The sequence below is a fragment of the Phytohabitans aurantiacus genome, assembly GCF_027923225.1.
GTDB classification, from domain to species: Bacteria; Actinomycetota; Actinomycetes; order Mycobacteriales; family Micromonosporaceae; genus Phytohabitans; species Phytohabitans aurantiacus.
This window is the reverse complement of sequence record NZ_BSDI01000089.1, coordinates 1-21,966: the sequence shown is the minus strand read 5'-3', so window position 1 is coordinate 21,966 and position 21,966 is coordinate 1. Positions and strand designations below refer to the sequence as shown.

Annotated in this window: 20 protein-coding genes; all 20 read right to left on the bottom strand. The window is 70.9% G+C overall.

Annotated features, from left to right (window positions below; translation table 11 throughout):
• Nucleotides 1-519: 519 nt before the first annotated feature.
• Nucleotides 520-2,025 carry a potassium/proton antiporter gene (locus tag QMG73_RS44125; protein ID WP_281905899.1) on the bottom strand — a complete coding sequence of 502 codons (1,506 nt, stop codon included), beginning with the start codon at nucleotides 2,023-2,025 and terminating at the stop codon, nucleotides 520-522.
• Nucleotides 2,026-2,047: 22 nt separating this feature from the next.
• Nucleotides 2,048-2,374, bottom strand: a complete 327-nt coding sequence (locus QMG73_RS44120; RefSeq protein WP_281905898.1) for a DUF167 domain-containing protein — start codon at nucleotides 2,372-2,374, stop codon at nucleotides 2,048-2,050.
• Between the two features lie 80 nt (nucleotides 2,375-2,454).
• Nucleotides 2,455-3,246, bottom strand: a complete 792-nt coding sequence (locus QMG73_RS44115; RefSeq protein ID WP_281905903.1) for a hypothetical protein — start codon at nucleotides 3,244-3,246, stop codon at nucleotides 2,455-2,457.
• A 38-nt stretch (nucleotides 3,247-3,284) separates the two neighbouring features.
• Complete coding sequence (locus QMG73_RS44110) at nucleotides 3,285-4,094, bottom strand: DivIVA domain-containing protein (RefSeq protein ID WP_281905895.1); 810 nt, start codon at nucleotides 4,092-4,094, stop codon at nucleotides 3,285-3,287.
• A 50-nt stretch (nucleotides 4,095-4,144) separates the two neighbouring features.
• Nucleotides 4,145-4,444: a YggT family protein gene (locus QMG73_RS44105; RefSeq protein WP_265252613.1), complete on the bottom strand. Its 300-nt coding sequence runs from the start codon at nucleotides 4,442-4,444 to the stop codon at nucleotides 4,145-4,147.
• Between the two features lie 24 nt (nucleotides 4,445-4,468).
• On the bottom strand, nucleotides 4,469-5,200 hold the full coding sequence (locus tag QMG73_RS44100; RefSeq protein WP_281905891.1) for a cell division protein SepF: 732 nt from the start codon (nucleotides 5,198-5,200) through the stop codon (nucleotides 4,469-4,471).
• Nucleotides 5,201-5,355: 155 nt separating this feature from the next.
• On the bottom strand, nucleotides 5,356-6,063 hold the full coding sequence (locus QMG73_RS44095) for a YggS family pyridoxal phosphate-dependent enzyme (RefSeq protein ID WP_281905890.1): 708 nt from the start codon (nucleotides 6,061-6,063) through the stop codon (nucleotides 5,356-5,358).
• Nucleotides 6,064-6,135: 72 nt separating this feature from the next.
• Nucleotides 6,136-7,251 (bottom strand): cell division protein FtsZ, encoded by a 1,116-nt coding sequence (gene ftsZ, locus QMG73_RS44090; RefSeq protein WP_281905887.1) that lies wholly within the window; start codon nucleotides 7,249-7,251, stop codon nucleotides 6,136-6,138.
• Nucleotides 7,252-7,338: 87 nt separating this feature from the next.
• Nucleotides 7,339-7,824, bottom strand: coding sequence for a sigma-70 family RNA polymerase sigma factor (locus QMG73_RS44085; protein ID WP_281905885.1), 486 nt, complete (start codon nucleotides 7,822-7,824; stop codon nucleotides 7,339-7,341).
• Between the two features lie 36 nt (nucleotides 7,825-7,860).
• Complete coding sequence (locus QMG73_RS44080) at nucleotides 7,861-8,646, bottom strand: cell division protein FtsQ/DivIB (protein ID WP_281905883.1); 786 nt, start codon at nucleotides 8,644-8,646, stop codon at nucleotides 7,861-7,863.
• Nucleotides 8,647-8,728: 82 nt separating this feature from the next.
• A complete protein-coding gene (murC, locus tag QMG73_RS44075) occupies nucleotides 8,729-10,126 on the bottom strand; it encodes a UDP-N-acetylmuramate--L-alanine ligase (protein WP_281905882.1) in 1,398 nt (465 codons plus the stop codon).
• On the bottom strand, nucleotides 10,123-11,232 hold the full coding sequence (gene murG, locus QMG73_RS44070) for an undecaprenyldiphospho-muramoylpentapeptide beta-N-acetylglucosaminyltransferase (RefSeq protein ID WP_281905880.1): 1,110 nt from the start codon (nucleotides 11,230-11,232) through the stop codon (nucleotides 10,123-10,125). The genes murC and murG overlap by 4 nt, the downstream gene beginning before the upstream one ends.
• Nucleotides 11,232-12,617, bottom strand: coding sequence for an FtsW/RodA/SpoVE family cell cycle protein (locus tag QMG73_RS44065; protein WP_281905879.1), 1,386 nt, complete (start codon nucleotides 12,615-12,617; stop codon nucleotides 11,232-11,234). The genes murG and QMG73_RS44065 overlap by 1 nt, the downstream gene beginning before the upstream one ends.
• A 132-nt stretch (nucleotides 12,618-12,749) precedes the next feature.
• A complete protein-coding gene (mraY, locus tag QMG73_RS44060; RefSeq protein ID WP_281905877.1) occupies nucleotides 12,750-13,853 on the bottom strand; it encodes a phospho-N-acetylmuramoyl-pentapeptide-transferase in 1,104 nt (367 codons plus the stop codon).
• Complete coding sequence (locus QMG73_RS44055; protein ID WP_281905876.1) at nucleotides 13,850-15,238, bottom strand: UDP-N-acetylmuramoyl-tripeptide--D-alanyl-D-alanine ligase; 1,389 nt, start codon at nucleotides 15,236-15,238, stop codon at nucleotides 13,850-13,852. Before QMG73_RS44055 ends, mraY begins: the two co-directional genes overlap by 4 nt.
• Entirely contained in the window at nucleotides 15,235-16,779 is a 1,545-nt protein-coding gene (locus tag QMG73_RS44050) for a UDP-N-acetylmuramoyl-L-alanyl-D-glutamate--2,6-diaminopimelate ligase (protein ID WP_407676949.1), read from the bottom strand. The genes QMG73_RS44055 and QMG73_RS44050 overlap by 4 nt, the downstream gene beginning before the upstream one ends.
• Nucleotides 16,780-16,800: 21 nt before the next feature.
• A complete protein-coding gene (locus tag QMG73_RS44045; protein WP_281905873.1) occupies nucleotides 16,801-19,227 on the bottom strand; it encodes a peptidoglycan D,D-transpeptidase FtsI family protein in 2,427 nt (808 codons plus the stop codon).
• Between the two features lie 3 nt (nucleotides 19,228-19,230).
• Entirely contained in the window at nucleotides 19,231-19,716 is a 486-nt protein-coding gene (locus QMG73_RS44040) for a hypothetical protein (RefSeq protein WP_281905871.1), read from the bottom strand.
• Nucleotides 19,713-20,843 (bottom strand): 16S rRNA (cytosine(1402)-N(4))-methyltransferase RsmH, encoded by a 1,131-nt coding sequence (rsmH, locus tag QMG73_RS44035; protein ID WP_309299617.1) that lies wholly within the window; start codon nucleotides 20,841-20,843, stop codon nucleotides 19,713-19,715. Before rsmH ends, QMG73_RS44040 begins: the two co-directional genes overlap by 4 nt.
• A 192-nt stretch (nucleotides 20,844-21,035) precedes the next feature.
• Complete coding sequence (gene mraZ / locus QMG73_RS44030) at nucleotides 21,036-21,467, bottom strand: division/cell wall cluster transcriptional repressor MraZ (protein ID WP_265254286.1); 432 nt, start codon at nucleotides 21,465-21,467, stop codon at nucleotides 21,036-21,038.
• Nucleotides 21,468-21,966 lie beyond the last annotated feature (499 nt).

Genomic DNA, 21,966 nt, shown 5'->3' with positions numbered 1-21,966 from the left:
ACCCCGAATGACCCTCGGCTGGGCCAACCCAGCTGACAAAATGGCCCAACTACTCGGTGTTGCAACCACCGGTTGAGCTCGCCCCTGGCGACGGTCGAGCGCCAAGATCTACGCCGCGCGCGTCCTTGGGGTGGCGCGGACGCCGATCAACGAGATCCGCCATCGCGTTTGGGCCGCGAATGTGGTCGTGCCGGCGCTGTGAACAGTTAGTGCTGCTATAGCAGCACTAACTGTTCACAGCGCGAGCGGCCCACGGCGCGGAACGGGACAATCCAGTCGGGCGAAGGCGCCGCCGCCCGAGCTCGGTCGTCGCCCTCACCCTGACGCCGGCCGCTGCGCCCGCGCCGGTTGTCGCGACCGCGAGGCCCGAATCGGCAACGCCGATCAAGGAGATCTGCATGGATCAAGGGCGAAAACACGCGAAAAGAGATCCAACCACGTGCATTCGCCCTTGATCGACGAAAGGGGGCGGGACGGGCGCCGCGCGACGCGCGGAAACGACGCGCGGAAGCGGAGCTGTTAGGGGTTGCGGTCTTCGCCGTACTCGGAGAACCAGCGAGCCAGGCGCCCTCGGCGGCTCACCGCTCGCAGGCGGCGTTCGGCTGCGTCGCGGACTTGGGCGGTCGCCACGATCAGGAGACTGTCGCCCACCTTGAGCCGGGTGTCGGGGCCGGGCACGAAGCCGGTCCCGTCGCGCAGTACCAGGGTCACGGCGGCGCCGACCGGCAGCCGCAGCTCGTCGACGTGTACGCCCGCGAGGCGGGAGCCTTCGGGGATCTCGATCTGGAGCAGGTCGGCCTGCATCCGGTCGAGCGGTGCGGTCTCGACGCTGAGTTCGGTGGCTTCGGCGGGGGCGGTCACACCCAAGCGGCGTGCGAAAGGCGCGAGCGTACCCACCTGCAGCAGGGTGAAGATGACCACGAGTACGAAGACGGCGTCGAAGAGGCGGGACGCACCGGGCACCTGGGCGGAGAGCGGGATGGTCGCCAGCACGATCGGTACCGCGCCCCGAAGCCCCGCCCACGACAGGAACGCCTGGTCACGCAGGCCGACTCCGAACGGCGCCGCCGACAGGAACACCGCCAAGGGCCGGGCGAGGAAGAGCAGCGCGAGCCCTGCCACGATCGCCGGAAGCAGCGCGTCGTCGAGCCGGGCGGGCGAGACGAGCAAGCCGAGCATGACGAAGAGGCCGATCTGTGCGAGCCACGCCAGCCCGTCGGCGAACCCGAGGATGGCCTGCCGGTGCGGCAGCCGCGCGTTGCCAAGCACCACACCGGCCACGTACACGGCGAGGAAGCCGGAGGCGTGCGCGACGGCGCCGGCCGCGTACGCCAGCACGGTGAGGCCGACCGCCGCGATCGGGTACAGGCCAGACGAGGGCAGTGCCGCGTGGCGCAGCGTCCAGCGCCCGGCGACGCCCACGGCGTACCCGATGATCGCGCCCACCACGAGCTCGTAGGTCATGACGAGCGCCTCGTACCACCAGGGGTGGCCGCCTCCGATCGGCGTACTGGAGAGCATCAGCACGACGAGCACCGCCGGGGCGTCGTTCATGCCGGACTCGGCTTCCAGGGTGGCCACGAGCCGGGGCGGCAACCGGAGGCGCCGCAGGGTGGCGAAGACAGCCGCCGCGTCGGTGGACGAGAGCACCGCCCCGTACAGGAGCGCAAGCCGCCAGTCGAGACCAAGGGTGAGGTGCATGACGACGCCGACCACGGCGACGCTGACCAGTACTCCGACGGTGGCCAAGCTGGCGGAGACGGTGAGCACCGGGCGGAGCTGCCCCCAGCGGGCCGTCAGGCCGCCCTCGGCGATGATCACGATGAGCGCGCAGAACCCGAGCGTCCGCGTCAGATCGGCGTCTTCGAACTGGATGCCGAGCCCGGACTCCCCGATGGCGACGCCGAGCGCCAGATAGACCAGGAGGCTCGGCAGGCCCAGCCGGGTGGAGATCCGCACAGCGCCGACGGCCACCAACAGCACCGCTGCCCCGATGAGGAGCGCGATGTCGAGGCCGTCGGTCATCCACTACCCCCTTCGCCGCGGATCATGGGGCGTCGCGAAGGGCGGTCACCCGGTCGTTGAGATCGGCTGTACCGTCGGCGTTGACGGCGAAGAGCTTGTCCCGGCTGGCCGCGCCGGCTTTCAGGCTGACCGCGCCAGGGCGTACCCCGAGCGCGTCGGCGAGTGCACGCCGAGCCGCCTCGGTGGCCCGGCCGTCGACGGCCGGCGCGTGCACCGCGACGACTACGGCGGGCCCATAGGGACCGTCGTACCTGCCACCGACCCGGGCGCGCGAAGCGCCCGGCTTGACCCGCACGGGAACGGCGAGGCTACCCAAACCGGAATCCGGGTGCGGCGCCGCCGTAGTCAACCACGGCTCCTAGCTGGATCGGACAGTGACCTGCCATGCCTCATTGTGCCGGGAGAGCGGGCCGCGCGGCCCCCAAAGATCTAGACCCGGCGAGCGTCGGCCAGCAGCGCGCTGTCGGGCTCGCAGCGGCCGCACGGCGTGAACCCCAGCTCGACCGCCTCGCCGACGGGCAGCGCCTCGTTTTCCCGGCCGAGCAGGTGCACGCACCCGGTCAGGTGGTAGCGCGGCCGGCCGTCGATCACGAGGACGTCGGCTGTCATCCGGGCCACCCGGGCGGCGTCAGCCGGAGAGACGTACTGCGGCGCGGGCTCGTCTGGCGGGTCATCGTCGTCGACGACCTCGGCCGCGACCGCTGGCTGCCCGATCCCGCGCGGCGGCGTCGGCGCCTCAGCGCGTTCCACAAAAGCCGGCGCATGTTCCCCAAAGGCCGGCGTGGACTCCACAAAGGCCGGCGCGGGCTCCACAAAAGGCGGCTCCGCGTAGACGGGAGCGGGGGCGGGCTCGGCCAGCGCCACGGGCGAACCGCCCAGCGCCGGCGCCGAACGGGCCGGAGGGGTGAACACCGGACCGTCGCTACCGCCCAGCCGACCGGCACGCCGGCCGACAGGCTCCGTCATCCGCGTCTGCGTGGTGGCCGCGCGGCGGCGCTCCCACTCGTGCTCGTCCTCGTCGCCGGCACGCTTGCGCTCGTCGTCGCCGTAACCGGCGTCTGCCCGGGCGGCGGCTGCCTGGCGGGCACCCACGACCAGTGCGATCGCGGCGAGCAGGCTCGCCGCGATGGAGCTGATCAGCAGCGTGCTGGACCCGTAGGCCAGGCCAAGCACGAGCAGCGTGACAGCGACGAGGATGAGCAGCAGACTTCCGACAATCACGGCTCACCCCTCGTCGTTTTCGGCTATTGAAGCCCCCGCTAGCGGCCGCTTTCCAGGCCGCTGGACCGGCCCCCGCCGTACGAGCCGGCAAGGCCAGCCGTCGCGAGGCCACCGGAACCGCCCGCGGCCCGGTTGCTGTCGGCACGGGTCAGCTCCGCTTCGAGCCCCTGCCCGCGGCCGTCAAGGTCGCGGAGCTGGCTCTCCAGGTACGCCTTCAGACGGGTGCGGTACTCGCGCTCGAACTGCTTGAGCTCCTCGATGTGCTTCTGCAGCGCGGTGCGCTTGGCGTCGAGGCCACCCATGGCTTCCTGGTGACGCTGCCGGGCGTCACGCTCGAGGGCGTCGGCCTTGGCCCGCGCCTCGCGGGTGACCTCTTCCGCCTTCGACCGGGCGTCGGACAGCAGCTTGTCGGCTTCGCGACGGGCGTCGGCGACGTGGTCGTCGGCCGTGCGCTGAGCCATCATGAGGACCCGCAGAGCCTGCTGCTCGCCGTCGCCACCCACCACGGGGCCGCCCTGCGAACGAACCTGCTCAAGCTCGGCTTGCATCGCGCGGGCAGCCTGCTCAGCGGCGGCCTTGTCGCGCTGCACCCGGTCGAGCTGGGCCTTCATGTCGTTGAGCTCCGCCGCGAGTCGGGGGTCGGCGCCCGGGCCGGCTGGTGCGCCGCCTCGGCCTCCGCCACCGCGCTCGACCTGGGCGCGAAGCTCGTTGTTCTCTTCGATCAGACGGGCGAGCTCGCGCTCGACCTCGTCAAGGAAGGCGTCGACCTCCTCCTCGTCGTACCCCCGCTTGCCGATCGGAGGTTTTTTGAAGGCGACGTTATGGACGTCGGCCGGGGTCAGCGGCATCGAAACTCCTCGGGTCAGTTGCGGCCGCGTAGCGGCTGGTCAACGGACGTTCACCCGATGATCAACCGCCGTACCACGAGTTCCATCAGCACGAACAGGATAACCAGCAGCACAAGGGAGGCTAGGTCGAAGCTGACAGTACCAATTCGCAGTGGTGGGATCACACGCCTCAACGCCTTGAGGGGTGGATCAGTGACGCTCCACACCGACTCAAGTGCGGCGGACGCTCCCCGGCCCGGCTGCCAGCGGCGCCCGTACTGGAGCACCGCCCCCAGGACAAACCTGGCCAAAAGAGTCAGAAAGAAGACATAAAGCAGCAGATAGATGATCTGTAGCGTGATGGTCCACACGGTCAGGCGGTTCCCTCGGTCGGGTTAACTCATGGTGAAGAATCCGCCCTCAGCGATCTTCGCCTTGTCTTCCGCGGTGACCTGGACGTTGGCTGGCGAGAGCAGGAATACCCGGTTGGTCACTCGCTCGATCGTACCGCGCAGTCCGAACGCCAAGCCGGCCGCGAAATCGACCAGTCGTCGGGCGTCCGCCTCGTCCATTTCGGTGAGGTTGATGATCACCGGAACGCCGTCGCGGAAGTGCTCACCGATCGTGCGTGCCTCACGGTACGTGGTCGGATGCAGCGTGGTGATCTGGTACCGCTGGTCTTCGTCGGCTACGACCGCCCGCTCGCGCAGTTGCACCTGGGGCGCGAGCGCAAGGTTCTCCCGCGTCGGGTACGCGACGGGTGCCTGCGGCTCCGGCGCCGCCGGACGGGTGATCGAGCGCACGCTGGCCCGCTCCTGGCGGTCGCGGTCGATCTCGGCCCGCTCCAGCTCGGCCCGGGACGACTCACGCGTCGACGGCCGGTCGCCGTGGTCACCGCGGGCGGCGGTCAGCTCGCGCGCGAGCCGCGACCGGCTGCGCGGCAGTGCCGGCGGCTCGTCGATGTCCTCCTCGTCGTCGGCGTAGTCGTCGGCGTACCGGCTCTCGCGGTCCCGGTAGCTGGACTCGCGTTCGCGGTACCGACCCTTGTCGTAGCCGTCGTCGTAGGAACGGTCGTCGTCCTCCTCGACCAGACCGAGCCACACGCCTGCCTTGCGCAGAGCGCTCATGCGCTCACCTCCCTCCGCCGGGCGGCATGCCCCGACCCGCCCTGGCGTGCCCGCGCCGCACACGCGAACGTGCCGTCGACGCGCACGCGAACCGGCCCGAGTCCCCCTGCACGGAACTTGAATAACACTGATGTAGTTCGGTGCCCGCCGCCAGGCTACCGCAGCTTGTCGCGTGTTCCGAGCACCGCGCTGCCGATGCGCACGTGTGTCGCGCCGTGCACGATCGCCGCCTCCAGATCGCCGCTCATCCCCGCGGAGATCGCCGTCGCCTCGGGGTACGCGGCCCGCAGATCGACCGCCGTCCGCGCGAGCGACGCGAACGCCGCGTCGGGCGTCCAGTCCATCGGCGCCACGGCCATCACGCCGGCGAGGCGCAGCGCGGGCGCCTCGGCGACGGCCGCCGCCACCCGTTCAAGATCACGATCCGCATCGCCGCCGCGCACCGCGCCGCCACGCGCCGGATCACCGTCGATACTCACCTGCACGAGTACGTCCAGCGCCCGCTCCCGATGCCGCTGCGCCGCACCGGCGAGCGTCTCGGCCAGCCGGACGCCGTCGACGGAGTGCACCGCGTCCGCGTACGTCACCACGGACCGGCACTTGTTGCGCTGGAGCTGCCCGACGAAGTGCCACCGCACCGGCGCCGACACCGCGGCTGCCTTGGGTGCCGCCTCCTGGTCGCGATTTTCCCCCACGTCGACGACGCCGAGCCCAGCCAGCAACTCGACGTCGCTGGCCGGGTATGTCTTGGTCACGACAATCAGGGTGATCTCGTCCGGGTCCCGCCCAGCGGCGGCACACGCCCGCTCGATACGCGCGTTTACCGCCGCGAGCCCCGCACTGATCTCCTCCGCGCGCGTCACGCGACCCTCCCCCTCCCGTGATCATTGCGTCATTCAAGTCGCCCTTACGACTTGAATGACGCAATGATCTTGTCAGGAGCCGTTCTTGAGGAAGTCCGGGACGTCCACGTCGTCGAAGAGGACGCGGCGAGCCGGCTGCGGCGGGGTCGGGGTCGGAGACACCGGCGGCGCGCTGGTCGGCAGTGGCGTCTCGACCCGCGGCGTCGCCTTGCGTGGCGGCTCTGCCGGCTTGTACGAGGGCGTGCCACCGTCGAACCCGGCAGCAATCACGGTGACCCGCACCTCGTCGCCGAGCGCGTCGTCGATGACCGCACCGAAGATGATGTTGGCATCGGGGTGAGCCGCGTCGGTGACCAGTTGCGCCGCGTCGTTGATCTCGAACAGGCCCAGGTCGGAGCCGCCCGCGATGGAGAGCAGTACGCCGCGCGCACCGTCCATGCTCTGCTCCAGCAGCGGGCTGGAGATCGCCGCCTCGGCCGCCTCGACGGCCCGGCTGTCGCCGCGCGCGCTGCCGATACCCATGAGCGCGCTGCCGGCCCCGCTCATGACGCTCTTGACGTCGGCGAAGTCCAGGTTGATCAGGCCGGGCGTGGTGATCAGGTCGGTGATGCCCTGGACACCGGAGAGCAGTACCTGGTCGGCCTGCCGGAACGCGTCCATCATGGAGATGCCGCGGTCACCGAGGGCGAGCAGCCGGTCGTTCGGGATCACGATGAGCGTGTCGCACTGGTTGCGCAGCTCCTCTATGCCGGCCTCGGCCTGCACCTGCCGGCGCTTGCCCTCGAACGAGAACGGCCGCGTGACCACACCGATCGTCAGCGCGCCGAGCTTGCGCGCGATGTTGGCGACCACGGGCGCGCCGCCGGTGCCGGTGCCGCCGCCCTCACCACAGGTCACGAAGACCATGTCGGCGCCCTTGAGCACCTCTTCGATCTCGTCGCGGTGGTCTTCGGCGGCGTTCTTGCCGACGTCCGGGTTGGCGCCGGCGCCGAGGCCCCGGGTCAGCTCCCGACCGACGTCGAGCTTGACGTCGGCATCGCTCATGAGGAGCGCCTGGGCGTCGGTGTTGATCGCGATGAACTCGACGCCCTTGAGCCCAACCTCGATCATGCGGTTGACGGCGTTGACACCTCCGCCACCGATGCCGACGACCTTGATGACCGCGAGGTAGTTGTGCGGTGGAGTCATCAGGCTGCCTTCCCTCCCGAGGTTGGTCCGTGCGTTTGAGCGAAGGCGTAACCCTCACCCTCTACTAGAGGCTTAGAGTTATGTCAACTACTGATCCTCTCCGGCAACGTAAGCGGAGGTTCCGCGTGATCCAAGGACCGGACACGGCGTGTCGCCCGTCTGCGATTTCAGACCTCCCGACGGAATGGCCAGCTCCGGCGTCTCGGCGAGCGCCAGCAACGCCCTCAACTCGCACGCCACGACCCGGTCCTCCGCCGCGTATCGGGCCCGAAATGCCCCACCCGCACAGATTCGCTCGGCGGCCAGGCGAGCGGCGAGGCGCAGCACCCAACGACGTACCGTCTCCGCGCCCGACTCGCACACCGCGGCGTCCCGCCACACCGTGACGAACACCGACCGGATCACCCGCGCGGCCTCGGCACCGTTGGCGAGCTGCCGCCGGACGATCAGCTCGACCTCGCCGAGCAGCGCGTCGTACAGCGCGGCGAACGCGACCGGATCGCCAGCGGCGGTCAACGAGACGAGCCCGCACAGCACGTCTTCGGTGGTCGGCGGGCGCCGGCGCGGCTGCACGCCGATCAGCTTACAACGAAGACCGTCGATACATGGTCACCTGATCGTCACCACGTCCGGCGCGCTGACGTCGATCGTGTCTCCCTCGCGAGCCAGCAGCGCGGTCGCCACCCGGGACTTGGCGTCGCTCTCCGTCGCGTCGCCCCAGACCACCGCGCGCCCCTTGCGCAACTCCAGCCGTATCCGTGCCGGCCCCTCCACGACCAGGGCCGACAGCTCGGCACGCAGCTCGGTGCTCAGCGCGGCCAGTACCCGCAGCGCCGACCGGGTCGCCTGATCGTCCGGTCCCGGCGCCGGCACCTTGACCAGCGGCAGCTTCGACGGCCGCGACCGTACCGTGTGGAACGCCACACCGTCCGCGTCGACGAGCACGAACTCCTTGCCCTGCGGCACCGCCGCCACCGGTACCCGCTCGACCACCGCGACGACCACCGTGCCCGGCCAGTCCCGCGACACGACGACCTCGCCGACGGGAGCCAGCGCGGCCACCCTGCCCCGGATCGCGCCGAGGTCGACGCTCGCCAGCGCCTCGCCCCGCGGCACCGCGGCGGTCACCCGCACCTGATCCTCCGACAGGATCTCGGTACCCGTGATCCGCACGTCACGGACGCCGAACACGCTCGTGCCGTACACGATCCAGGCGGTCAGGCCGGCAAGCGCCAGCACGCCACCGACCGTGGCCCACGGCAGCGCGGCGCGCAGGCGCCGCCGCCGGGCCCGCGCCATGAACCGGCGCACCGACGGCGGCACCGCATCGCTGCGCGCGCGGACCAGCCGCCACTGCCGCGCCCGCCCCAGCCCGCGCCCGCCCGGCGCGGTCACCGCGCCCCCACCTCCCCGTGATCAGGGCGTCCCTCAAGTCGCCCTAGCGACTTGAGGGCAGCCCTGATCTTGAGGTTGCGGGTCATCGGCCTGCCAGCGCCGCGAGTAGTTCGTCGCCCATGAGCGAGATCGGCGGGGCGCCCATCGTGACGACCACGTCGCCCGGCCGCGCCCGGCGCACGACCTCCGCGGGCACGTCTTCCCACGACGGCACGAAGACCTTGCTCTCCGCCGGCAGGTCGATCGCCGCGGTCAGCGCGGCGCCGCCCTCACCCGGATGCCGTACCTCGCCGGGCCCGAAGACCTCCAGCATCACCACCTCGTCGGCGATCGCCAGGGCGCGTGCCAGGTCGGCCTCGAGGTCGCGGGTGCGATACACCCGGTACGGCTGGAAAACCACGATAAGGCGGCCACCAGCGGCCACCTCGCGCAGCGTCTCCAGCGCGGCCGTCATCGAGGTCGGGTGATAGGCGTACTCGTCATAGACGGCCACGGCACCGGCGACGCCCTTGCGTTCGAACCGCCGGCGTACTCCCGGGAACGACCCGAGCGCCTGCGTCGCGGCTTCCAGCGGCAGGTCGAGGCGGAGCGCCGTGAGCACCGCCGCGGCACTGTTGAGACCGAGGTGCCGCCCGGGTACCGGCAGCGTGATCTCGCCGAGCGACTCACCGTCCAATGTGGCCTGATAGCGCACGCCGTGTACCGACGACCGGACCTCGGTGAGCCGCAAGTCAGCGTCTTCCGCCTCGCCGTACGTGTAAACCGTGCGCCCCTCGGCCCGCAGCACCTCGGCCATCGCGCGGGTGCCGGGATTGTCGGCGCACGTCACCACGAAACCACCCGGCTCCACAAGCCGCGAGAACTCGGCGAACGCCGCCGACAGCCCGGCCAGGTCGCCGTACGTGTTGAGGTGGTCGGCGTCGATGTTGGTGACGATCGCGACGAACGGCTTGTAGAGCAGGAACGAGCGGTCACTCTCGTCCGCCTCGACGACGAAGTACTCGCCGGTGCCGTGGTGCCCGTTCGAACCGGCCTCGGAGATCTCGCCACCGATCACAAAGGACGGATCCTGGCCGGCCCGTTGCAGGATCAGCGTCGCCATCGACGTCGTGGTGGTCTTGCCGTGCGTGCCCGCGATCGCGATCGCCCGCCGGCCGGCCATCGCCGCGGCGAGCGCCTCCGAACGGTGCAGCACCCGCAAGCCGCGCTGGCGCGCCTCGACGAGCTCGACGTGGTCCTGCGGGATCGCGGTGGAGTACACGACCGTGTCGACACCGTCCAGATTGGACGGTGAGTGGCTCATGTGGACGGTGCCGCCGAGCGCGCGCAGCCCCACCAGAGCCGGCCACTCGCGCAGCTCGCTGCCGGACACCGGGATGCCGCGAGTCAGCAGCAGCCGGGCAAGGCCACTCATGCCCACCCCACCGATACCAATGAGATGCACAGTGCCAAGATCCTCAGCGGCGGTGACATCACTCATTGCGCAGCCACCGCCTCGTATACGTAGTCCAGGAGCGCTTCGTCGCCGTCGCGGCGGCCGTAGGCTGCCGCTGCGGCGCTCATCGCCGCCAGCCGCTGCGGGTCGCGTGCCAGCGGGATCACCATCCTCTCGATCCAATCCGGACTCAGTTCCGAGTCGTCGACGAGCAGGCCACCGCCAGCTTCAACGACCGGGAGCGCGTTGCGCTTCTGTTCCTGGTTGCTGTGTGGGTACGGGACGTACACCGCGGGCAGGCCGATGGCGGCCACCTCCGCGCAGGTCATCGCGCCGCCGCGGCACAGCATCAGGTCGGCGGCCGCGTATCCCAGCTCCATCTCGGACAGGTACGGCAGCGTCACGTACGGGACCGGCAGGTCGGCGGGCACCGGTACTGGCTCGTTGCGCGCGCCGATCACGTGCAGCACCTGTATCCCGGCGGCGGCGATCTCCTTCGCGGCACCGGAGACCGCCAGGTTGAGCGAACGCGCGCCCTGCGAACCGCCCGACACGAACAGCACCGGCAGGTCGGGGCGCAGCCCGAAGTGCTCCAGCGCCTGCTCGCGCAACCCATCGCGGTCGAGGTGCGAGATCGAGGTGCGCAGCGGTACGCCCACCACCCTCGCGTTGCGCAACGCCTCCGCCTGGGCCGGCTGATGCGGAAAGCCCGCCGCGACGAACTTCGTGAACTTCATGCCCATCCGGTTGGCGACACCCGGCGGCACGTTGACCTCGTGGACGACGATCGGCAGCTCGCGACGCCACGCGGCCAGGTACGCGGGCACCGACACGTACCCGCCGAACCCGACCACGACGTCGGCCTGGACCTCGTCGACGACCTTGCCCGCCGCGCGCGCCGACCGCCACATGCGGTCGGGGGTGCGGAGCAGGTTCATGTTCACGGAACGGGGGAGCTGGTAGGCCGGGATCTGCCGCAGGTCGTACCCCGCTGGCGGGATCAGCTCGTTTTCCAGCCCTTTCGGCGTGCCGACGCAGGTGATGCGGACGTCCGGGTCGTGGCGGCGAAGGCAGTCCGCGAAGGCGAGCAACGGGTAGATGTGCCCTCCGGTGCCTCCTCCCGCCAGCAGGACCGACCGCAGCACACTCATCACCGTCTCCTCTCGCTCGCCACACCCTGCTCCGATGCCGCCGCTTTCGTGGCTTTTGCGGGCTTCGCGGCCTTCCGAGGCGCGGGGCTCGGCGGCAGCGGCGGCAACGGGGCCCAGAGTAGCCGGACCCATCGGGCGGGCGGTCGGGCGTTCAGGGCGCGGGCCGCGTCGGGCTCCGCGCGGGCGAACGAGGCGAGCATGCCGACGGCGGCGAGCGTGACCACGAGGGCGCTCCCGCCGTCCGAGATGAACGGCAACGGCAGGCCGGTGATGGGCAGCAGCCCCACCACCCCGCCGACGTTGATGACTGCCTGACTGATCAGCCAGGTCGTGACGGCGGCCGCGGCCAGCCGGCGGAACGGGTCGTCCACGCGCCGCGCGATCCGCAGCCCCGTGTACGCGAGTACGGCGAACAGCGCCAGCACGACGACGCAGCCCACCACGCCCAGCTCCTCCGCCACCACGGCGAAGATGAAGTCGTTGTGTTCGGCCGGCAGGTACCCCCACTTGAGGGTGCTCTTGCCGAGGCCCACGCCGAACCAGCCGCCGTGGTCGATCGCGTACCGGGCCTGGAGCGCCTGGTAACAGGTGAACTGCTCGCAGTTCTCGGGCGGATTGAAGAACGACGTCAACCGGGCCAGCCGATAGTTCTCCTCGCCCTCCTCACCCGAACCGCCACCGACCGACGCCGCGGCCACCAGCAGACCGATGCCCGCAAGGCCCAACGCCGACAGCGTGCCGAAGACCCGCAGCCGCACCCCGGCCGCCCACAGCATGCCCACCACCACGGCGAGCAGGCAGAGCATGGTGCCGAGGTCGTTGTATCCGACCAGTACGAACAGCAGGGCCACGACCGGGAAGAGCGGGGTAGCCAGCTCACGCCACCAGCCGAGCGACTCACCCTTGCGGACCAGCAGGTCGGCGCCCCACAGTACGAGGCCGAACTTGGCCAGTTCGGACGGCTGCACCTGGATCGGCCCGAGGTAAAGCCAGAGCAGGTCGGCCTTGAGCGGGCCCAGTTGCGGGTCCCCTTTGAGGTTGGCCAGCCGGGCGTACACCATGAGCAGGTCGAGAATGACGAGCAGCAGCAGCGCGGCGCCCAGCGCTGGCTTGCCGAGCGCCCGGAAGGTACGGGCCGGGAGGCGCTGGCACACCCAGAAGGCGACCAGCCCGATCATGGCGAAGAGCACCTGCTTGGTAATCATCGTGAAGGCGTTGCCGTTGCTGACGTACGCCTTGACGCTGGTCGCGGAGAAGACCATGGTGAGCCCGATCACCAGCAGCAGCGCCGAGCTGGAGATCAGCAGGTAGTAAGAGGCCAGGGGTCGCTGCAGCAGCCCGCGCAGAGCGGCCAGCGGCCCGCCGATCTTCTCGTCCTCCCCCACGGCCCCATCATGGGCGCTGACACGCCCAGACCCACGCACGTCCCCGGGCGTGTCGCCCGACCGCCACAGTGATCAGGGCGTCCCTCACGTCGCCCTAACGACTTGAGGGACGCCCTGATCACGAAGTGGGGGTTAGCCGACTGCCGTGAGGAATTCGCTGTAGAAGAGGCCTAGGCCGATCGCCACGCCGATACCGGCGATGATCCAGAAGCGGACCACGATGTTGACTTCGCTCCAGCCCGCCAACTCGAAGTGGTGCTGGAGCGGTGACATCCGGAAGACCCGTTTGCCCGTGGTCTTGAACGAGATGATCTGGATGACGACCGACATCGTGATGATGACGAAGAGCCCGCCGATGATGAGCAGCAGCAGCATCGTGCGGGACGCCATCGCCAAGCCGCCGATCAGCCCGCCGAGCCCCAGGGCTCCCGTATCGCCCATGAAGATCCGAGCGGGCGAGGTGTTCCACCACAGGAAGCCCACGCAGGCACCGGCGGCCGCCCCCGCTATCAGCGCGATCTCCAGTGGATCCCGCACCGCGTAGCAGTATGCGCCGCCGCCGCTGTAGTTGATGTCGCCGCACCAGTGGCGGTACTGCCAGAAGGCGATCAGCCCGTACGCGGCGAGCACCATCACGGATGCCCCGGTGGCGAGGCCGTCGAGGCCGTCGGTGAGGTTGACGCCGTTGCTGGCGGCCATCACCACGAAGATGAAGACCATGACGGAGACGACCTTGCCGACGTTCAGCCACGATATGTCGCGGATGAACGAGATCGTGGTGCTGCCGACCGTCTCGCCGTTGGTACTCGGGAAGTAGAGCGCCACCACACCGAACACGACGCCGACGAGCCCCTGCCCGACGAGCTTGTACCGCCCGCTGAGGCCACCGCTGTTGCGCCGCCGCACCTTCAGGTAGTCGTCGAGGAAGCCCACCGCGCCGCAGAAGACGAACAGTCCCAGCAGTACCAGCGCGGTGATCGTCGGGCCGACTTGGGCGATCTGCTTCTCGGGGAGCGTGGTGAGGGCGACGTGGCCGGCGACGTACGCGATGACCGTCGCCAGGATGAACACGACGCCGCCCATCGTGGGCGTGCCCTTCTTGCCCTGGTGGGTAGCTGGGCCGACGGACCGGATGGGCTGGCCGGCCTTGAGCGCCGTGAAGACCTTGATGCCGATGGGCGTGCCGAACAGCGACACCAGGAACGCGACCGCCGCCGCGACGATGACCGCCCTCACGAAGAGGCCCCAGAAGACGCCGGACGCAAAGCGTCGACCACGTCCCAGGTGCGGTACCGCGAGCCCTTCACCAGTACGACGTCACCGGAGCGCAGGTCCTGCCGCAACACCGCGACGGCCTCGCTCTGATCGGTTGCGAGCACCGATTCTCCTCCCCACGTACCGACCGCCGCCGCGCCGTCCAAAATGGACGCGGCATTCTCGCTGACCGCGATCAGGCGGTCGACGCCCAGTTCCGCGGCCAGCCGGCCGACCTCCTCGTGGCCCTCCCGCTCGAACTCTCCCAGCTCGGCCATGTACCCGAGCACCGCGATGGTGCGCCGCCCGGCGGCGATCGACACCAGCGCGCGCAGGGCGGCCGACGTGGAGGACGGGTTGGCGTTGTACGAGTCGTCGATGACCGTGACACCGTCGGCACGGTCGAAGACGTCCATACGCCGGACGGACACGAGCCGGAGCTCGGACAGCGCGGCCGCCAGGTCTTGCGGGTCGAGGCCGTAGTTGAGCGCCACCGCGGCGGCGAGCAGCGAGTTGCCTACCTGGTGCCGCCCGGCGATCGCGAGCCGCACCGGCACGCTGCCCGCGGGCGTGACCAGCGTGTACGACGCGCGACCGGCCTCCATGACCACGTCGACGGCGCGCACCGAGGCGTCTTCGGACTCGCCGGCCAGTACCACGCGGGCGGAGGTCCGCGACGCCATCGCCCGTACCCGCGGGTCGTCGGCGTTGAGCACCGCGAGACCGTCTGGCGGCAGCGCCTCGACGAGCTCGCCCTTGGCCTGCGCGATCGCGTCGGCCGAACCGAACCCGCCGATGTGCGCCGTGCCCACGTTGATCACCACGCCGGCGTGCGGGCGGGCGATCTCGGCCAGGTACCGGATCTCGCCGTGCCCGCGGGTGCCCATCTCCAGTACCAGGAAGCGGGTCTTCTCGTCGGCCAGCAGCACCGTGTACGGGTGGCCGAGCTCGTTGTTGAACGAGCCGGGCGGAGCCACCGTCGGGCCCAGCCGGGCGAGCAGCTGCGCGATCAGGTCTTTCGTCGTGGTCTTGCCGGAAGAGCCGGTCAGTCCCACGATGGTCAGCTCGGGCAGCCGCTCGATGACCGCCCGCGCCAGTGCGCCCATCGCGTCGAGCTGGTCGTCGACGAGCACGTGCGGCACCGGTACCGGACGGCTGGCCAGTACCGCGACGGCGCCGGACTCCACGGCGGTGGCCGCGTAGTCGTGCCCGTCCACCTTCTCGCCTGGAAAGGCCACGAACAGGCCCCCTGGCGTCACCTTGCGCGAGTCGAACTCGACGCCGCCGGTGACGCGTACCCCCGGATCAGCACCGACGAGCTGGCCGCCGACCGCGGCGGCGACCTCCGCGAGCGTCATAGGGATCATGCGTTGGCCTCCGCCAGCGCAGCGGCCAACTCCACACGGTCGTCGAACGGCAGCACCTCGCCGCCCACCTCCTGGCCTCTCTCGTGTCCCTTGCCCAACACCGCGACCACGTCGCCCGGCGACGCGAGCCGCACTGCCTCGTCGATGGCGGCCCGGCGGCCGGCCACCTCGATGACCTTCGCCGCCGTACGGGCGGCGCCGGCCAGCACCTCGCGGCGAATGGTCGCCGGGTCTTCGGTGCGTGGATTGTCGTCGGTGACCACCACGAGGTCGGCGCCTCGCCCCGCGGCGGCGCCCATGAGGGGCCGCTTGCCGCGGTCGCGGTCGCCGCCCGCGCCGATCACGCAGACCAGATGCCCGCCGCGCGACGTGGCTAGCTCGCGGAGCGCGACCAGCGCCGCCACGATCGCGTCGGGCTTGTGCGCGTAGTCGACCACACCCAGGACCGGTCCGGGCGCGTCGACCCGTTCCAGCCGCCCGGGTACGCCAGGGCAGGCGGCCACGCCCTGCGCCGCGGTGCCCGGGTCGACGCCCACCCCGGTGAGCATCGCGATCGCGAGAAGCGCGTTGGCGACGTTGTGCAGGCCGGGCAGCGCCACGCCGGCCTCGACGCGCGTGTCCGGGCCGACGGCGGTGAAAACCTGCCTGAAGGCGGAGGTCTCCACGTCGGCGGCACGCCAGGTCGCGCGGGGGTTTCCGACGGCCGAGTACGTCACCGTGGTGGGCTTCATCAGCGGTTCCAGAGCGGGGACGTCCAGGTTGAGTACCTCGACCCGGCACCGCCCGTCGAAGAGCTTGGCCTTGGCGGCGAAGTAGTCGTCGATGCTGGTGTGGAAGTCCAGGTGGTCCAGGCCGAAGTTGGTGTATCCGCCGACCGCGAACCGCACGCCGCCGACCCGGCCCATCGCCAGCGCGTGGCTGGAGACCTCCATGACGACGGCGGTCACGCCGTGCTCGCGGGCGACGGCCAGCAGCGCGTGCAGGTCGGTGGCCTCGGGCGTGGTGCGCACACTGTCGATGACGAGGTCGCCGAGGCGGGTCTCGACGGTGCCGATCAGCCCGGTCACGTGGCCAGCGGCGCGCAGGCCGGACTCCACGAGGTACGCCGTCGAGGTCTTGCCGGCGGTGCCGGTGATACCGATGACCGCGAGGTGCGCGGTGGGGTCGCCGTAGACGGCGGCGGCGAGGGTGCCGAGCACCGCGCGCGGGTCGGGCACGACGAGCGCGGGCAGCCCCGCCGCCTGCGCCGCGCGCGCCCCCGCGCCATCGGTCAGCACGGCCACCGCGCCCGCGGCCGCGGCCGCCGGGATGAAGTCCCGCCCGTGCCGGCGGGCGCCGGGCAGCGCGGCGAACAGGTCGCCGGGTTGGACCGCGTCGCTGGCGTGCGTGACGCCGCCGACCAGCGGATCACGCGCGCTGCCGGCCGGCGACGCTGAGATCAGCGCCGCGAGCTCGGCGAGCGCGCGAGGCGTCGCGGTGCGGGGGCGAGGATTGCCGGGCACGGCGCTAGACCCTACCCGTTGTCCGCCGGGCCGGCGCACAGCCACTCCCGTCGGAGGCTCTCAGGGATACACGGTGAACTTGGGCGGCTTCGTGTTGGTGGAGGGCACCCGGTAGTGCGTCAGGGTGTACGCCATCATCTGCTTGAACGCCGGAGCGGCGACTTCGCCACCCTCTCCGGCCGGCACGTGTGCGAAAACGGCGATCACGTACCGGGGGTTCTCGGCCGGCGCCATCCCGACGAACGACGCCACCGCACCCGGCACGTACTGCCCGTTGACCACCCGCGAACCGGTGCCCGTCTTGCCCGACACCCGGTACCCGGGCACCGCCGCCTTGCGTCCGGTGGCATCCGGCACCGTGACCACGGCTTCCATCATCTGCCGCAGCACCCTGGCGTTCTCGGCGCTGAGCACCTGCCGGGTCTGCGGCGCGGCGGCCGGCGTGCTCTTGCCGTCCGGCGCGATGGTCTCCCGTACCAGGTGGGGCTGCACCCAGACGCCGTCGTTGGCGATGGCGGCGTACGCGGCGGCCATCTGCAGCGGCGTCACGTCGACGCTGTGCCCGATCGGCACGGAGCCGTACGCCGAGCCGCTCCAGTCCTTGGGCTCCAGCACCCGCCCGGTCGCCTCGCCCGGCACGCCTTCGCCGGTCGCCGAGCCGAGCCCAAACTTCTTCTGGTACTCGACAAGCTTCTCCGCGCCCAGTTTGTCCGCGATGTGGATAGTGCCGATATTGGAGGAGTAGGCGAAGATGCCCGGGATCGTCATCGCCGTCGGCTTGTAACCGGGCGGCGGGTGGGTGTCCGTGAACGCCTTCCCGCCCTTGGTGATTTTCGGCTCGACGACGATCGTCGACTCCGGCGTGATCACGCCCTCCTGGAGCGCCGCCCCGATCGTGATCGCCTTGTGCACCGAGCCCGGGTCGACCACGAAGGTGCTCGCGGCGTCGTCCCGGTCGGTGGACTTGCTCTTCCTCCAGTCCGCGGCGTCGTACACCGGGTGGCTGGCCTGGGCCAGCACCTCGCCGGTACGCACGTCGATCACCACGGCCGCCCCGGTGGTCGCCTTCACGCGCGTCATGTTCTGGGCGAGGATGGACTGCACCTGGTACTGGAGGTCACGGTCGATCGTCAGCTCCAGCGAGCCGCCCGGCTGCGCCTTGGTCTCCTTGCGGTACCCGCCGGGGATCTCCGCGGCCAGGTCGCCGTTGCCGATCTCGTAGACGCGCTTGCCGTTGACGCCCCGCAGCAGCTCGTCGTAGCGCGCCTCGATGCCCTCCAGGCCGTTCAGGCCGTCACCGGTGAAGCCGATGATGTTGGCGGCGAGGTCGTGCCCCGGCACGTCGCGGCGCTCGTCGCGCTTCACGATGATCTCGGGCAGCTTGAGCTTCTTCACCTCTTCGCCGGTGGCGATGCTGACGCCTCGGGCCAGGTACTCGAATCGCGACGCGCCACCGCCGGGCTGGGTGCGCTTGCGCAGCATCCAGACCAGGTCGGACTGCGAGATGCCGAGCAGCGGCGACAGCGCGGCGGCCGTCTTCGCCGGGTCCTTGACCCACTCCGGGTCCACCGCGACGTACCGAGCCTCGACGCTCTGCGCGAGCACCTTGCCGTTGCGGTCGTAGATGGCGCCGCGCGGCGCGGGCAGGTCGACGCGGGCCAGCCGGTCGTCGAGCCCCTTGGCCGAGAACGTCGGCGAGTCCGTGAACTGCAACGCCACCAGGCGGATGCCCACCGTGGCGAAGAGCGTGAGCGCGAGCACGGTACCCACGCGGAGCCGGCGCTTGGAGTCCGCGAGCCTCGGCGGGCCCGGTGGGCGGCGCGGCTTGGCGCTCTTGACCGGCTTCGCGGCGGTCTTGGCGGCGGGCCTGGCGGTCACGGTTGGCCGAGCGGTTGCGGCGGACCTGGCGGTTGCGGCGGGTCCCGCGGCCTTGGTGGCACGGGTGCCCGCGGCTTTGCTGGCGCCCGCGGTGCGCGTGCTCGCGGTGCGTCCGGCGTCGAGGCTCGTCACCCGGTCGCGGGTGCCGGCCGTTCCCCCGCCGCGCGCGGGCGCGTCGTCCCGCGCGGTCCTGGACGCGCTCGCGGCCTTCGCGGCGCGACCGCGCGGCGCTTCGGCCTCGTCCGCGCGGGACGGAGCCTTCGCGGCGCGACCTCGCGGTGCCGCCCGCTCATCGTCGGGCGCGGCCTTGTCGCGGCCGGCACCCTGCGCGGCCCGCTTTCGAGGCGTTGGTACGCCGGCAGCGTCGTCGCGCTCCTCTGGCTCCGCCCCCCGGCGCTGCTGCCGGCCGCCCCCCTCGACGACCTGCAGCGCCGGACGGAACGGGTCGGACGTGCGGCTGCTGCGCGGCGTACGGTCACGCACCGTGCGCCCGCGCGGCGTGTACGCCCGCGCCTCGGAGATGCCGGAGAACCCGTCACCGTCCCCATGGCCGGAGCCGCGCCGGGGCTCCGTGGAACCCCGGCGCGGCTCGTCAGGCCGCTGTGCCATCGGCTACCGCCCCGCACCCTGGCTGGTGATGGCGGGCTGGCCGTTCGCCGGCTGAGGTACGCCGGTGACCCGCCCGTCCGGCAGCCGGATCTGTGCCGGCGTACCCGGCACCAGGCCGAGCTTCTTCGCCGCCGCGATCAGCGTGCCCGGGTCTTCCGCCGTGGCGATCTCCTGCTTCAGCTGCTGCTCCTGGATGTCGAGCGCGCTCTGCGACTCCTGGAGCTTCCCCAGCCGGAACGCGTTTTCGTTGATCTTGGTGTTGACCAGCAGGATGCCGAGCACCCCACCGACGACCACCACCAGGATCAGCGCGATGAACGGCGTCCGCGGCACGGACACCGGCAGCGGTGGCGCGACGCGCAGCCACGACTGGGTCCGAGCCGGCCGGCTCTCGGTCGACTCCGGCTGGAGTGCGGTGTTGCCAATGGTCTGGTGCTGCGCCGCGGTCCGGCCCCCCGACCGCGGTGCTTTGCGCTTGTCGACGCTCATGTCGCCTCCCCCTTGTCTTGCTTGTCCCCTTGGCGCGACGCGTGTCCTCCGTCCCGTTTGGACTGTCGTTTCTCGTGCGGTTGGCTCTTGTGTTGTGGTTGCCGTAACGGCGGGATCCGGTGGCGCGACCGTTCGCGGGCGGTGCCTACCGACCTTTGGTTACCCACCGACTCGTCGATACGCTCGGCGGCCCGCAGCCGCACCGAGGCGGCGCGCGGGTTGGCAGCGACCTCGTCGTCGCTCGGCAGTTCGGCGCCGCGGGTGAGGAGCCGCAGCGTCGGACCACTGCCCGGCAGTTCGACCGGCAGGTCGACCGGGCCGGTACTGTGTGCCCGCTCAGCGAGCGCCCGCTTGGTGATCCGGTCCTCCAGCGAGTGGTAGGACATCACCACCACGCGGCCGCCGGGCGCGAGCGCGTCGAGAGCCGCCGGCAGCGCTGACTCCAGCACCGCCAGTTCCCCATTGACCTCGATGCGCAACGCCTGGAACGAGCGCTTCGCCGGGTGGCCGCCGGTGCGCCGCGCGGCCGCCGGAATGGCGTCCCGCACGAGCGCGGCCAGCAACGCCGACGAGGTGATGGGCGCCTTTGCCCGCTCCCGCGCGATCGCGTTGGCGATCCGCACGGCGAACTTCTCCTCGCCGTACACCCGCAGCACGCGGGCCAACTCCGGGACGCCGTACGTGTTGACGACCTCCTCGGCGGTGATCCCGCGGCTCTGGTCCATCCGCATGTCCAGCGGCGCGTCCTGCGCGTAGGCGAACCCGCGGTCGGGCGCGTCGAGTTGCAGAGACGAGACGCCAAGGTCGAACAGCACGCCGTCGACCCGCTCGTATCCGAGCCGCTCCAGCACGTCCGGCAGCTCGTCGTAAACCGCGTGGACAAGGTGCGTGCGGTTCGCGTACGGTTCCAGCCGCGCCCGGGCGTGCGCCAGGGCCTCCTGGTCCCGGTCCAGTCCGATGAGGACCGTCCGGGGGTGTGCGGCCAGAACAGCTTCCGCGTGCCCGCCGAGCCCGAGCGTCGCATCAATGTGGACGGTTTCGTCGTCGTTGCGGTCTAGGGCTGGGCTGAGCAGCCCGAGGCATCGGTCGAGCAACACGGGTACGTGAGTACCGCGAAGCTCCCCCATGTCGACCCCCAGACCAGCGTCGTCCCACATGCGCCCAGTGCCTGAAGCGCCGTACGCCGTACTGCCAGATCCCCATCCGCCCCTCCCGCCCCCGCGGGTGGATACCACCCCCGCGGGATGGGTGCGCCTGGCATCGGGGAAGAGATGCCAGGTGCGCGAGCGGCTGGAGATCTCGCAGTACGGCGAGCACCGCTACAGTCCTCCGGGCAGCACCCCCTCCTCGATGTCAGCGAAGTCGTCTTCGCTCTCCGCGAGGTAGGTTTCCCACGCTTGCTTGTCCCAGATCTCCACCCGGCTGCTCGCACCGATCACGACGAGTTCACGGCTGAGCCCGGCATACTCCCGCAGGTGGCCCGGTATCGTCACCCGGCCCTGCTTGTCGGGCACCTCGTCATGGGCGCTCGCGAAGAACACCCGGCTGTATGCCCGAGCCGCCTTGTGCGTCATCGGCTGCTCACGCAACTGGTCCGCGATGCGCTGGAACTCAGGCGTCGGAAAGACGTAGAGGCAGCGCTCCTGCCCTTTAGTGATCACGACACCTCCCGCCAGCTCGTCCCGGAACTTCGCCGGAAGGATCAACCGGCCCTTGTCGTCCAGGCGCGGGGTGTGTGTGCCGAGAAACATTCGGCCCACCCCCTTGCCTCTGCGCGGCTTTCGCGGAGCCGCTCATCCCCCGGGGCCGGCGTAGCCTCCCGGCCTCGCCATTGCGCCCCACTGTACTCCACTTCCCTCCACCCGCAACCGGAATGGGGGACAAACACCGCAGCCTCAAAACGCAAAACCGCACGTCAGAAGGGGTGGAGCGGAGTGGAGGGCTATGCAGGGCGTCGAGCGTCTGCTATCAGACACGGCACGAACCCGGTACGCCAACCCGGGCATACCACCAGCGATCAGACCCCTCACGCACCCGGAGTGGAGCAAAGTGGAGCCCGCCCAGCCCCACCTCTCCCCCACCGCACCGCCCGCCCGGGACACGTCCCCTCCCGGCCCACCCTGCGCGCTGCTCTCGGCTCGCGCCGATCAAGGGCAAACGCACGGCTCTCCTGTCTGATGTGTGGGTCAGGTGGGAGAGTTGCGGCCGGGTAGTGGGGTTTGGTAGCCGCCGAGGTGTAGGCGGGTGAGG

Bases quoted from the DNA above. Each gene is read 5' to 3' on its own strand.
- rsmH (WP_309299617.1), bottom strand. From the start codon at position 20,843: ATGGGGGAGCTTCGCGGTACTCACGTACCCGTGTTGCTCGACCGATGC.
- QMG73_RS44100 (WP_281905891.1), bottom strand. From the start codon at position 5,200: ATGAGCGCTCTGCGCAAGGCAGGCGTGTGGCTCGGTCTGGTCGAGGAG.
- murG (WP_281905880.1), bottom strand. From the start codon at position 11,232: ATGAGTGTGCTGCGGTCGGTCCTGCTGGCGGGAGGAGGCACCGGAGGG.
- QMG73_RS44055 (WP_281905876.1), bottom strand. From the start codon at position 15,238: ATGATCCCTATGACGCTCGCGGAGGTCGCCGCCGCGGTCGGCGGCCAG.
- ftsZ (WP_281905887.1), bottom strand. From the start codon at position 7,251: ATGACTCCACCGCACAACTACCTCGCGGTCATCAAGGTCGTCGGCATC.
- mraZ (WP_265254286.1), bottom strand. From the start codon at position 21,467: ATGTTTCTCGGCACACACACCCCGCGCCTGGACGACAAGGGCCGGTTG.
- QMG73_RS44040 (WP_281905871.1), bottom strand. From the start codon at position 19,716: ATGAGCGTCGACAAGCGCAAAGCACCGCGGTCGGGGGGCCGGACCGCG.
- QMG73_RS44110 (WP_281905895.1), bottom strand. From the start codon at position 4,094: ATGCCGCTGACCCCGGCCGACGTCCATAACGTCGCCTTCAAAAAACCT.
- QMG73_RS44045 (WP_281905873.1), bottom strand. From the start codon at position 19,227: ATGGCACAGCGGCCTGACGAGCCGCGCCGGGGTTCCACGGAGCCCCGG.
- QMG73_RS44125 (WP_281905899.1), bottom strand. From the start codon at position 2,025: ATGACCGACGGCCTCGACATCGCGCTCCTCATCGGGGCAGCGGTGCTG.
- murC (WP_281905882.1), bottom strand. From the start codon at position 10,126: ATGAGTGATGTCACCGCCGCTGAGGATCTTGGCACTGTGCATCTCATT.